This window comes from Spiroplasma ixodetis, assembly GCF_059729505.1.
On sequence record NZ_AP038353.1, the window covers coordinates 1014424 to 1027304 of the forward strand.

General features: G+C 24.0%; 18 protein-coding genes. 2 read left to right on the forward strand and 16 right to left on the reverse strand.

Going from position 1 to position 12881, the window contains the following annotated elements:
* Window positions 1-9: 9 nt before the first annotated feature.
* From AC6I4F_RS06570 to AC6I4F_RS06580, 3 genes are all read right to left on the reverse strand, one after another.
* Complete coding sequence (locus AC6I4F_RS06570) at window positions 10-735, reverse strand: hypothetical protein (RefSeq protein WP_497873261.1); 726 nt, start codon at window positions 733-735, stop codon at window positions 10-12.
* Window positions 736-957: 222 nt separating this feature from the next.
* Window positions 958-1233 carry a hypothetical protein gene (locus tag AC6I4F_RS06575; protein ID WP_174481169.1) on the reverse strand — a complete coding sequence of 92 codons (276 nt, stop codon included), beginning with the start codon at window positions 1231-1233 and terminating at the stop codon, window positions 958-960.
* 361 nt (window positions 1234-1594) lie between these two features.
* Window positions 1595-2509 carry a rolling circle replication-associated protein gene (locus tag AC6I4F_RS06580; RefSeq protein ID WP_497873262.1) on the reverse strand — a complete coding sequence of 305 codons (915 nt, stop codon included), beginning with the start codon at window positions 2507-2509 and terminating at the stop codon, window positions 1595-1597.
* 101 nt (window positions 2510-2610) lie between these two features.
* Here AC6I4F_RS06580 and AC6I4F_RS06585 point away from each other — a divergent pair, with 101 nt between their 5' ends.
* Window positions 2611-2943 carry a hypothetical protein gene (locus AC6I4F_RS06585; RefSeq protein WP_497873263.1) on the forward strand — a complete coding sequence of 111 codons (333 nt, stop codon included), beginning with the start codon at window positions 2611-2613 and terminating at the stop codon, window positions 2941-2943.
* Window positions 2876-3343: a transposase gene (locus AC6I4F_RS06590; protein ID WP_497873264.1), complete on the forward strand. Its 468-nt coding sequence runs from the start codon at window positions 2876-2878 to the stop codon at window positions 3341-3343. The genes AC6I4F_RS06585 and AC6I4F_RS06590 overlap by 68 nt, the downstream gene beginning before the upstream one ends.
* Before the next feature lie 67 nt (window positions 3344-3410).
* Here AC6I4F_RS06590 and AC6I4F_RS06595 read toward each other — a convergent pair whose 3' ends face one another.
* From AC6I4F_RS06595 to AC6I4F_RS06655, 13 genes are all read right to left on the reverse strand, one after another.
* Entirely contained in the window at window positions 3411-3578 is a 168-nt protein-coding gene (locus tag AC6I4F_RS06595; protein WP_497873265.1) for a hypothetical protein, read from the reverse strand.
* 113 nt (window positions 3579-3691) lie between these two features.
* Entirely contained in the window at window positions 3692-4255 is a 564-nt protein-coding gene (locus tag AC6I4F_RS06600) for a hypothetical protein (RefSeq protein WP_497873266.1), read from the reverse strand.
* A 627-nt stretch (window positions 4256-4882) separates the two neighbouring features.
* Window positions 4883-5287, reverse strand: coding sequence for a transcription antitermination factor NusB (nusB, locus tag AC6I4F_RS06605; RefSeq protein WP_497873267.1), 405 nt, complete (start codon window positions 5285-5287; stop codon window positions 4883-4885).
* Window positions 5253-5621: a hypothetical protein gene (locus AC6I4F_RS06610; protein ID WP_497873268.1), complete on the reverse strand. Its 369-nt coding sequence runs from the start codon at window positions 5619-5621 to the stop codon at window positions 5253-5255. Before AC6I4F_RS06610 ends, nusB begins: the two co-directional genes overlap by 35 nt.
* 14 nt (window positions 5622-5635) lie before the next feature.
* The gene (gene efp, locus AC6I4F_RS06615; RefSeq protein ID WP_497873269.1) at window positions 5636-6199 is read right to left on the reverse strand and encodes an elongation factor P; all 564 of its coding nucleotides are present in this window, start codon (window positions 6197-6199) and stop codon (window positions 5636-5638) included.
* A 2-nt stretch (window positions 6200-6201) separates the two neighbouring features.
* Window positions 6202-7278, reverse strand: coding sequence for a M24 family metallopeptidase (locus AC6I4F_RS06620; RefSeq protein ID WP_497873270.1), 1077 nt, complete (start codon window positions 7276-7278; stop codon window positions 6202-6204).
* An 83-nt stretch (window positions 7279-7361) separates the two neighbouring features.
* Window positions 7362-7511: a 50S ribosomal protein L33 gene (rpmG, locus tag AC6I4F_RS06625; RefSeq protein ID WP_174481164.1), complete on the reverse strand. Its 150-nt coding sequence runs from the start codon at window positions 7509-7511 to the stop codon at window positions 7362-7364.
* A gap of 159 nt (window positions 7512-7670) precedes the next feature.
* The gene (locus tag AC6I4F_RS06630; protein ID WP_497873271.1) at window positions 7671-8003 is read right to left on the reverse strand and encodes a hypothetical protein; all 333 of its coding nucleotides are present in this window, start codon (window positions 8001-8003) and stop codon (window positions 7671-7673) included.
* A gap of 264 nt (window positions 8004-8267) precedes the next feature.
* Window positions 8268-8444, reverse strand: a complete 177-nt coding sequence (locus tag AC6I4F_RS06635) for a hypothetical protein (protein ID WP_497873272.1) — start codon at window positions 8442-8444, stop codon at window positions 8268-8270.
* A 297-nt stretch (window positions 8445-8741) separates the two neighbouring features.
* Window positions 8742-8969, reverse strand: coding sequence for a hypothetical protein (locus AC6I4F_RS06640; protein WP_497873273.1), 228 nt, complete (start codon window positions 8967-8969; stop codon window positions 8742-8744).
* A gap of 295 nt (window positions 8970-9264) precedes the next feature.
* Window positions 9265-10092 carry a formate/nitrite transporter family protein gene (locus tag AC6I4F_RS06645; protein WP_497873274.1) on the reverse strand — a complete coding sequence of 276 codons (828 nt, stop codon included), beginning with the start codon at window positions 10090-10092 and terminating at the stop codon, window positions 9265-9267.
* Between the two features lie 20 nt (window positions 10093-10112).
* Window positions 10113-11063, reverse strand: coding sequence for an L-lactate dehydrogenase (locus tag AC6I4F_RS06650; protein ID WP_497873275.1), 951 nt, complete (start codon window positions 11061-11063; stop codon window positions 10113-10115).
* Window positions 11064-11313: 250 nt separating this feature from the next.
* Entirely contained in the window at window positions 11314-12753 is a 1440-nt protein-coding gene (locus AC6I4F_RS06655; protein WP_497873276.1) for an NADP-dependent glyceraldehyde-3-phosphate dehydrogenase, read from the reverse strand.
* Between the last annotated feature and the right edge of the window lie 128 nt (window positions 12754-12881).

Consider the following 12881-nt stretch of genomic DNA (forward strand, 5'->3'; position numbering starts at 1 on the left):
ACTTAACGATTATTTTTTACCCCCTAATGTATAAGCATAAGAATAATCCCAATTTAAACTTGCTCTATCTAAATTAATATCTGAAACACTATCAGAATTTAAATCAACATCAACCATACCATCATCATCCACACTTTGATAATCATTAACACTACCATTAATTAATCTTGCTCTTTCATCAGTAAAAACTTCTTGCATTTGAAAAAAATTATTAATATTTACAAATGGTAACAATAACTGATTTATAATCTCACTTGCACCGGCAATAATCGTAGGAATAGCAAAATAATTATTAAAATCATTATTAATACCCATAGCAACACCACTACTAATCAAACAACCACCAGTACCCATATTTGCTATCTTTCTTATATTTTGAAACCTATTAGGTATTAATTCAGTTAATCCACTAATAACATTTACTATACCAAAACTAGTTAAAGATATATAAGTATCTCAATCTACAAAAGAAACATCAATTATCGGTTTAACAGTTGTAAATTGTTGATACGTTGGTTTAGGTGGTTCAGTAGGACAAGGTGGTGAAAAAAATGGTTCATCTCTTAATAAAGAAACTGACTTATCTACATATTGAACAAACTTAACATAATTAATCAAACCAATTGTTCCTAAACCTAAAAATATCTTTTTATAACTATTAATAACTTTATTTTTAGTAGTTGGTCTTTGATTAATATTTCATATGTCAATTCCTGACTTTTTACTAAATAACAAATAATTAATAAAACCTAATACTGGGTCTTTTAAATATTGGCCATAATTATAATTACTTTCTTTTAACTAATTTGTTCTAACTCATTAGGCATAAATAAAACTCCTTACTTTTATTAAAATAAGAAGTTCATATATGAATTACAATCTAATCCATTGGGGTTCAAAATGAAAAATATATAATCCATATATGAACCCCTTGTTTAATTTTTAATTTATACATTATTATTTTCATTCAGTAATATCTACAATAGTACCGGATAAATCCAAAACTAAATTATAATAATTACCAACTTTTAAATTTAATTTATGTAAATACTTTGAAAAGTCATTAACAACTGTTGGATTATAACATTTATCCCTTACCTTACCAGTAGGAATATTTGTTTGTTTATTAATTTCCAAAAAAGTTAAAACATCAAAATTTAAAAATTTACCTTGATTATTTTTATCGGGTATCATCTTATCTTTTTCAATATTAACTAATTGAGTTTTAAACATAAAAATTGCCAATCATTTCTATAAATTTTAATAAAAAAATAATAAAAGAATTGGCAAACAATTATTTAATAATTAAATTAATAAAAGAAACTTTTAAATGAAGTATTTAACTATTCCTGGTCGGGAACTGTTTTACCAATTCAAATAAGTTAAATACTATTAAATACTATTTAAAAAATAATTTTAAAAAATATTTACTTATAACAATATAATAACATATTTAACAAAAATTTCAATAAATATAAAAAGTAATCATTACTATTTCCGACCAGAAAAATAATAATTATTACTATAATAAAAGTATAACAAAAACACAAAAAAATACAAATATAGTATATATATTACTTGAAAAAATTTAAAATTAATGTAAAACACGATTTTTTAAAAATATTTTTTCAATTTTTCTTTTATCAAAAATTTTATAAAGAAAATCTAAAACATCATTTTTATTAAAATTATTTTTTAATCAATACCTAAATCGCAAACTTTCTAAACTAACATAATATTGAAAATCTTTAAAATAATCATTAGTAACATTATAATCATAACTCCCCCCAATTAATTGAGTACTACCTTGTTCATTTGGTTTAGTTTTAAATAAATAAAATTCTTTTGCTTTTTCACATGCTTGTACTAATTGTTGTAAATTTAACATTTTAGTACCACGAACTATAAGCGGATTTCTACAATTACGACTAAAAGAATATGCTTGAATACCAACATCTTTTTGATTTAATGATTTAATATTTTCTTGTACTTTTGTTACATATTTACTTAAATATTTAACTACAAATTCATTAGTTCCCTTATAAAAAACTCTTAAATCAACACCCTTAGAATTTCCAGCATGTGGTCATCATTGACGTATCATTGAATAAGGTATTTTACGATTAAATAATATATGAAAATGTACTGCTCCACGGTCTTGATATTCATAAACATAAAAATATTTCAATTCACCTAAATATTTAGCACGCTTAGGGTCATTTCATCAACGTTTTAACAAAATAAAAAATAAACGAATATCTTTTTTTGCTTTTCTAATATCAGTTTCATTTTTGTGATAAGTTAAATTTAAAAAACTTAAAAATCTTGCATTATAAAAATTATGTAATACTTTTTGAATTAATTTAGACTTAGTACGAACATTATTATTTCTTAATTTAGTAATATTACCAATATTCTTTATACCTAATTTATTTCTATCATTTCTAATGATATCAATAGGTAAAACAACATTTTTAACATAACAAGCATAAAAAATTTTTTTTAACATAAAAATTATATAAAATATTCATTTAAAATCATTCCTGGTCAGAATTTTTAATAAAATTAAATGAGGAAATTATCCCCACATGTACTAGTGTGGAGGAAAAAATGAATTGAAATGAATTCAATAGCATATTTCAAAATGAAAACGATTGTTTGAAATATATAGCGAAGTTGAAAGTAATGAAATGTACCAGGTGTGCTTCTTCTAGTTTGAATGTTTCTGATTTGAGAAGAATAAGATGTTTGAAATATCATCAAACATTTATTATTCTTCATGACACCATTTTTCACAAGTCACAAACACATTTGACATCTTGGTTTTATCTCATCTTTAGATGAATAAACACAAAGCATGGTATACTATCAATAGATGTTGCAAGGGAATTGGGTGTGACATATAAAACAGTTTGAAAAATGGTGTCATGAAATCATAACTAGAATTTGGAATAAAGATGCAGGGTTCATTGATGATGGCACAGCACAGATGGATGAAATTTATCTTTCACATGTAGGTTTTAAAAAACAAGGATCTTCCTTGTTGAATAAAACCTTGATTGTTGGAGTTTATGATAAAACCAGCAACAAAATAATTGTGAAAGTATTGAAAAAAGCAGATGAGAAAAATCTTTTATGATTTGCATTGAAACACATTTCTACTGGGTGTTGTCTATTTACGGATTATTGGAAGGGATATGGAAGTTTCAAAAACTTCTATCACAAATATGAAATCGTAAATCATGAAGTTGGGTATGTGTCATCAACAGGTGTAAACACAAACCAGATTGAATCTGAATGAAAAAACATCCGACGAACTTTCCGAACACACATAAAAGTTTAAAAACACAATATTCATTTATATGCAAAAAAAGCTGCATATAAATTCAATAAGATAGCTAGTTTTGAAACTATAATTTTGTGTTTGATTTAGATACATGTGGGGATAATTTCCTAGATAGGCTTTTATCTCCATTTATGTGATAAAATTTAAAAATAGTACATAAAGGGATAAAAGCCTTAAATGATTTATAAATAAATATAAATCTTATAAAAATTATAATATAAAAAAATAGCATTAACAAAAATTAATGATAGTAACAAAAATGATACTTAACTTAAATTATACTTACTTTTTTATTTTTAATTATTATTTTTATTTTTTTCACTAATATGTTTTAAACAAAGTATTTTAACTAGTTAAAATACTTTGTTGTAAAATAGGAGGTACTGTAGAAAAACTTTTCGCGAAATTATTTATTAAATTTTGACTAAAACAACAACTTTCAAATATTTTAGCATCTTCTTCCACTGATTTAGAAAGTACTTCAATATCACTGCCATCATCATCTTCATTAAAACCACTATCCTTACTTGAAGATGTTATTGTAATTTCTTCTTCTGGTATATCTGATAATTGTCTTTCAAAATTGATACTGCTTGACTTTGAATATATTTTTACATTATCATTTTCTTGCTCATATTCAGAAATTACTTCAATATCACTATCATCATCACTATTATATCCAGAAGAATTTTGTTCTAATGAAGAATCGTTATTAATAGGATCTACTATTTTTGCTATTTGATTTTTTAAATTATCTAACTGTTGAAAAAATTCTTTATTAATTTTAATTAATCGATTGTTAACAAAAAATAAGTTTTTTAAAAGAATATTAGTTTTTTTAATAATTTTTAATTTTTGAATTTTTAACAATTTAATAATATTTTTATTATTATTTATCGTTTGTTTCAAACATTCTCTCTTAATTCTTATTTCTTTAATTTGCTTATCAATATTTTTGTTTTTATAATATTTAAAAATACCAAAAGTAAATACATTTAAAAAAGTTAGTTTTCAATTTTTTTGGTTTTTTTGTTTTTCTAGAACTTTAATATTTTTTTCTAATACTTTAATTTCTCCTATTAATTTTATATTTTTATCTTCTTCATCAAGTATTTGTCCAGTTAATTGATTGATTTATTCATCTAATGTAAAAAATTCCTCCTCTTCGATTAATGAAATATTTAATTTTAATTCTGTATTTTTTTTATCAATATAAGATATTTTTTCATCTAATTTATTAATTTCTTTATCTAATAGTAAAAAAAGATTCTTCTTTAGTTAATGGCATATATACTTCTCCTTTTTAAAAACAAAAAGAACCAATTTTCTTTAAAAAAACAATGGGTAAAAACTTATATTAAGTTTATTAAATTATATTATACTTTATTTTTTTATTTTTTAACTATTAATTTTAAAAAAATAGTTACATTGAACAAAAATATTGCATTATAACATAAAAAATATCTTTAAAATAAGATAATATATTTATATTAGAAATATAGTTATTAACTAAATTCAATCATATACTAGTTATAATTACTTATTTATTTTATCTAAAACACCATTAATGTATTTATAAGCATCATTTGGACAATAAGCTTTAGTTATAATAATAGTTTCATTAATAATAATTTTTTTATCTGTTTTAGTATGGACAATTTCATACACTGCTAAAATTAAAATTGCTTGTTCGATTGGTTTTAAATTTTCAAAATCTCATCCTTGTTTTAAATTTTTATTAATTAAATCTATTAAATCATATTCATAATCAATTATTTTATTTAATATCTCACATTGTTCAGTAATTAAACTTTTACCTTCTTCTTCAAAAAGAAATTGTTTAAATGCTTGTTGTGATTGGCCTTCAAGGAAATATTGATATAATACTTCCATCATGCCAATTCTTTTATGATGCTGGGTTATCTTCTTTTGTTCTTGCATTGTTGATTTCTACTTCCTTAGTTTGAGCAATAAATATTATATGAATATTTAATAAAAATAAATTTAAAGCTGATTCAGTACGTCTTAAAATTAAATTATTAATTTTATTTTTTAAATTTAATAAATCTTCATTTGGATTAACAATTAATTTTATTCGCACAACAATATTATTATTAATAGCAGTAATATCAGTTGTTTCTAACATTAGAACTTCAACATCTTCTAATGTTAATTGATAGTTATCATTAATTAATAACATATAAATAAATTTTTTAATAACTAACGAAGATAATTTTAATGTTCCAACTTTACTTTCTTCAATAAGTATTTCCATAATATTTACCTTTCTTAAGCGCGAGTTTTGTATTTCCCTTCATCTGTACTTACTACAATTTTATCACCACTATTAATAAACATTGGTACTTGTAATTGTAAACCAGTTTCTAAAATAGCTGTTTTTGTCGTATTAGAAACACTATTTCCCTTGACTCCTGGTGGAGCATCAACAACCGCTAATACTACCGAATGAGGTAAATCAATACCTAATATTTCTAAATTTTTATAAACCCTTAATGATACTTCATTACCAGGAACTAAAAATTTTTTTTCTCATGATAAGCGTGATTGATCAATCCTAATTTCATTATAATCTTCATTATCCATAAAAACTGAATACATACCATCATCATAACTATAAATTGCTGGTCGTTTATCAATAATAGTTGGATAAACTGTATCACCACCGGTAAAAGTAATACTAATAATAGCTTGTGTTCTTAAATTTTTTGCTTTTACCTTCACATGCGCTTGTCCACGTCCACTTTTAGAATGTGCTGATTCAATAACTATTAAAATATCAGTTTTATTATGTAAAAAAGTAATTCCTGGTTTAAAATCATTAACGTTAATCATTTTTATTTTTTCTCCTTTCAAATATCAATTTCACGAGATGATTTTGTTAAAATTTGATAACCATCTTTGGTAACTAAAATATCATCTTCAATTCTAACACCACCTAAATTAGGAATATAAATACCTGGTTCAACAGTAATAACCATTCCCGGAACTAAAATAGTAGATTCATTTTTAATAACTCAAGGTGATTCATGAATTTCAATACCAAGTCCATGACCAGTACCATGAGTAAAATATTGTTCATAATCCTTTTCTTTAATATATTCTCTACAAATCTTATCAATTTCAGCAATAGCTATACCTGGTTTTACAGCCTTAATTCCTGCCATTTGTGCTGATTTAACTATTTCATGAATTTCAATTAATTTTGGATTAACTTTACCAATCGCAAAAGTTCTAGTCATATCTGAACAAAAACCTTCATATACACAACCAAAGTCACAAGTAATTAACTCATTATTGCCAATTTTTTTATTACTAGCTTTACCATGAGGCATTGCTCCTCTTTCTCCAGAAGCAACAATAGTATCAAATGATGCTTTTGTTGCACCATTTTTAACAAATGAACGTAATACTATATCTTCAACATCTTTTTCACTAACACCAGGTCGGATAAAACTTAAAACTTCATTAAAAGCCAAATCACCAATAGCACAAGCTTTTGCAATTCGTGCAATTTCAATTTCATCTTTAATCATTCTTAATGAACTAACATAAATTGGAACAAATTCAATATCTTTAATTTCTTGCTTTCAATTTTCTAATTGAGCAATAGTAATATATTCTGCTTCAAAACCAATTTTTTTAATTTTTTGTGATTTTAATAAATCTTTAAACGAAGAAAAAATATTACTAAATTGAATGCATTTAACATTTTTGGAATTTTCTTTTCCCTCAGTAATATATCTTCCGTCTAATAATAAATTTGCATCATTTTTGCTAATCAATAAATAACCTAACGTTGAAATAAAATCACTATATCAAAAGCGATTTTCAGGAGAGTAAAATAACATAGCATCTATTTTATTTTTGGTTAATATTGTTTCAATAATTTCTTTTTTATTTAAATTTTTCATTTTAAATTCAATCCTTTTAATAAATTATTAATTAATAACTAAGTATATTGTACTGCAAATTAAAGAAAAGAAATAAGTTTTACTTATTTCTTTTCTTTATGTAGTGTATGTTGATTACAACGAGAACAATGTTTTTTTGTTTCTAATTTTTCAGGCTTAGTTTTTTTATTACGATCAGCAATATAATTTTCTTCTTTGCAAACTTCACATCTTAAAGTTAATCCATCACGCATTGTGCGCCTCCTTAATAATAATTGAGTTATATACAATACAACATTATTGCATAATTAAATAGTTAGTTCAATTAAATAAAGGAATTATTTTTAAACTTCCTTATATGAAAAAATGTTACTAATATTAAAAATAAAAAATATTAGTAACTAGATAATTATTTAAAACACTTGATATCAATATAAGTCATCAGTTTTATACTGTGTAAAAATACTAACTGTTTTATTATATCTATTAATTTCACCATTCATTCCATCAGGAATACTTTTAGTATTAACTTCTAAATTCTCAATTTTGTTTATATTTGCATCAATATTAAGAACATAATTTGGATTATTTAATGTTTTAACAAAAAAATTAGTTGAAGATTTACCCCTTTTTTCTTGATTATTTAATAATTTTATTTCACTTATTTCATTAGTTAAATTAATTTTTTTTAATACAACTAATTCGTTTTCAGAATTAAGATTTCTCTCAATTATTCTAACTGTCATTTTTTGTTGTCGATCAAATAAAAGTAATAATTAACTATTAATATTCAATAAATCATAATTATCAGAAATTTCAAAATTATATTTTTCTTTAATAACTTGACCTGATGAATCAATAATTTGAATATTTTTACTATCTTTTTTTAAAATATATGTTTTAATATTTAATCTAATAATATCAATTCCATAAAGATCTAATTCAGAATATGTATTACTTACATAATCATAAATTAATACTTGATTATTATCATCTTTAATTACTCAAAATTAACTATTAGTTTTAAAAAAATATTTTGCTGTTCACGATAATTTATTAATAGTAAAATCGGAATTACTTATTAAAAGACTATAGTCTCCGTTATCTGACTTAATAATAACTTCATCATCACGAATATAGTTAATTTCTTTTATTGTATGAAATAAAGAAACAAATTTTAATGGCATTAATTTTTGATCTTTTATTTCTCCAAGAGTAAGTATAGTGTCATTTAAAATTTTTGTATCAACTAATAATTTTGCATTACTAATTACTGTTACCTTGCCATAAAGATTAAATTCTTTAAATATTTCTATTTTTAATGAAGTTAAAATACAATTAGAGGTTAATAAATACAGGTTTTTGGTAGATTTTTCTGTTAAAATTCCGTAATTTCCTCCTTGACCATTAGTGAATTCAGTGAATCTTATATGATTAGGATTAGAAATTTCTTAAAACTTCTTATCCTTATCTAAAAATCATAATTAATTTCCATTAATCACTAGACCAAGATTATTATTAAAAAAATAAAATTTACCTTTTTTATTCAAATTAATTAAAGAAATATCATCTTTACTTTGTTGAAGATTACATTTTAAATCTTGTAACTGATTAGAATTCGTACCTATATTATTAGTATTTAAAATACTACTTAAACTGCTAACAGTTGTTGCAATTGTTAAAAAACTTAATGTTTTTAATAATGCTTTCATGATGAAAAACCCCTTTTTTACCCATTAACTTCTTAAATTTAAGAAGTTAATTACATTTTAATTTTCAAAAAAAATAAATGCAATAAAAAATTAATATTAAAATATTCTAATCTATTTTCTAAAAAATATTTTTTATCAAAACCATTCTCCTTTTTAAAATCTTTAATTTGACAAATTTTAAAATATACTTATCAAATAACTTCTATTTACAATTAATTTATTTTCATAAAATTAATTAATCCATTACTTAAAAATAAAGTAATGGATTAATTTTTATATTAAACTAATAATATATTTATAATGTTATTTTTGGTAATTCTTTTCTAAAAATTAAATAATACATACCGGGTAATAAAATACCACCAGCAATAAAATTACCAAATAAAATTGGAAGTTGTACTTGATAACCAAATTGTAAAAAGTCATTAAATCCACTATGAATTCCATAAATATTAAACAAAGGCCCTAATCCTCAAACATATGCATTTGATAAAAAGGGAGAAAAACCAGATAAGGCAAAAACAATAATTACTAATCCTATTAATAAAAATTTAGCAGTAGATGAACGAGTGGCATGAGAAATATAAACACTTCCTGCTACTAAAAAATTACATAATATCCCGCTAAAAAAGGTTTTTCATCAAGACATTACTAATTTATGATTAAAAATACTAACAGCATTATCCAAAAAAGCTTGATTATCAAAAAAGCCTGCTCATCATATAAATAATGAAAGAATAAAACAACCTATAAAATTACCAATTAATAATACTAGTAAGTTAATTAACATTCTTGTTAACTTAACTTGTTTTTTTATTAATGGCATAAATATCATGGAATTAGAAGTAAAAAGTTCACCGCTCATAAAGACAATCATAGTAATTGCTAAAGTAAAAATAAAACCAAATGTTAAATTTTTAATACCATTATCACTTAATCCTCTACTACCAAAAATAGAAGCAATATAAGCAATACCAACAAAAAGTCTGACTGCAATACCAATTAAAAAAGTTTTTAATAACGGACTTTCTGCTTTCTTTAATGCATACTTATAAACAGCAATATAAGTTTCAATACTTGTTAATGTTTCTTCATTATTGATATTTTCTACAGTTGTATTCACGAATAAACTACTCCTATCTTTTATTTAATAGCAGCAAAAGCTGTTTCTAAAGTTTCTTTAATAATTGCACAAGATTTATCAAATGCCGTTTGCTCTTCTTTCGTTAATGGTAACTGAACTACTCTTTTTCAACCTTTTTCGTAAAGTATTGTTGGTACACCAATATAAAAACCTTGCTGTCCATATTCTCCTTGTAAATAAGCACCTGCTACTAAAACGTGATTTTGTCCTTCAAGGATATTTCTTACTAATAATGCCAATGCTGCACCAATACCATAAAAAGTTGTACGTTTTAATTTAATAATTTTATAAGCTCTTTGTGCTACTTCTTTTCTTAATTCTTCTAAATCTTTTTCTTTAATTCTACTTTCAGTAATTTGTTGATAAATAGTTTTATTACCTACCGAAACCGAACTTCAAGGAATCATTGAAGAATCACCATGTTCACCAATTACATAAGCAGCAACTGACTTTGGATTAACTGAAATTTTTTCTCCAATTAAATATTGTAAACGTAAGGTATCTAAAATTGTACCAGAACCTAATACTTGATGATAATCAAATTGTGTAATTTTTTGATAAACAGTTGTCATAATATCAACAGGATTAGATGCAATAATAGTAACACCTTTAAATCCTGATTTTTTAATTTCTAAAGCAATGCTCTTCATAATTTTGGCATTATCTGCTACCATATTTAATCTTGTTTCACCATCTTTTTGCGGTCTTCCAGCAGTAATAACAATAATATCAGCATCTTTACAATCGCTGTAATTTCCAGCCTTAATTGAAATAAAAGGATGATCTAAAGCTGCTTGACAATCAGCAAAATCAATCGCATTACCTTCAGCTATACCATCAAAAGCATCAATTAATACATATTCTTGGGCTAAACCTTGATTAATGGCACTGTAAATAAAACTACTACCAACAGCTCCACATCCAACAAGGACAATTTTTCGTTTTGCCATATTTACTTACCTCCATATTTTTTGCATTTCATGTAACAGTACTTTATCCTCGGCACTATTTTAATAACTTACTTTTTAAAATAAAAGTTACAATGATATGTAATATTTTTATTATGCTTTTTATATAAGAATGTTAAAAAAATAAAAATCTAATTAACAAGGACAAAAATTTATTACATTTTTATCTTACCACTATTTTAATAAAAAAAGAAAACTTATTTTTTTATTAAAATAAGTTTTCTTTTTTCTTTTAAATTTTTGTTTTTCAATTAATAACAATACCTTTTGGTCTAGTAAAAGCAAGTAACAAAGGACGAATACCTTGTACGCCAAGACCCGAATCCTTAACACCAACAAAAGAAAAGTGATCGGGACCACGTTGTGACTGATCGTTAATATTAACACTTCCAACTTCTAATAATTTAGCAATACTCATTGCACTATTAATATTAGTAGTAAAAACAGAAGCTTGTAAACCATATTGTGAATCATTTGCAATATTAATTGCTTCTTTTACTTCATCAAAAATAATAATCGGCAACAATGGTGCAAAAGGTTCTTCTCATGCTAAATTCATTTTTGTTGTTACGTCAGTAATAATAGTTGGTCACATTAAATTTTCTTTAAATTTATTACCAACTAAACAATTGGCTCCTTTATCTAAAGCATCTTTAATTAATTTTTTAGCATTATCAACTGTTGGTTGATCAATAACAGGAGTAATATCACAATCATCTGTGGGCAAACCAACAGTTAACTTTTCAACTTTTTCTTTTAAAATTGGAATTAATTTGCTACTAATTGTTCTTTGTACTAACACTCTTTTAATAGCAGTACAGCGTTGTCCTGAATAACTAAATGCACCTTTAATGATTTTGGTTGCTGTATCTTCAAGATCAGCATCATTAAGCACTATTGCTGGATCTTTACCTCCTAATTCTAAAATCAAATCAGTTTTTAAAGATTTCTGTGAAATACGATTACCAACAACAGCACTACCAGTAAAAGAAATAACATTAATTGCTTCATTTTCAACTAAAATATCACCAATTTCACTACCTTTACCACTTATAGCATTAAAAACACCATTAGGAATGTTAACTTCTTTAGCTAATCTAGCTAAGTGTAATCCCACTAATGATCCTTGTGTTGCGGGTTTAAAAACAACACTATTACCAGTCACAAGTGCTGGAAATATTTTAGAGACTGATAAATTTATCGGATAATTAAAAGGGGAAATAGCAAGAACTATTCCTTTTGGTACATATTCAAAAAAAGCTAATTTGTTCATACTTCCTCAACTATCACCTGTATAAGATTCAGGATGAAGACGTAATGCTTCTTGTAAAGTATATTCAATATATTCAACTGTTCTATCAATTTCACTGCAAGCTGCTTTTGTGCCTTTAGCAATTTCATTAGTCATTAATTCAGCAAGTATTAATTTATCGCGAATAATTAATTGTTTTCAAGAATTTAAAAAAGAAATTCTTTTTAAAATAGGCATTTGTTCTCAATTTTTTTGAGCAAATTTTGCAGATTCATATACTTTTTTAATTTCAACTTTAGTTAAGGCAGGAACTTGGCCTGCTATTTTATTAGTGGTGGGGTTGATAACTGATATTCAATTACCATTTTCATACAAGTCACCATTAATTAGAGATTGATATTTAATAATATTATTTGTCATCTATACTTCCTCCTTAAATCACTACAATAATAATTATAGCATTGATATAAGTCATATCCTATTCACTCTTAACTAAAATTATTATTTAAATTTATATTATGAAAATCAAAAAAAATAATTCTTTAAAA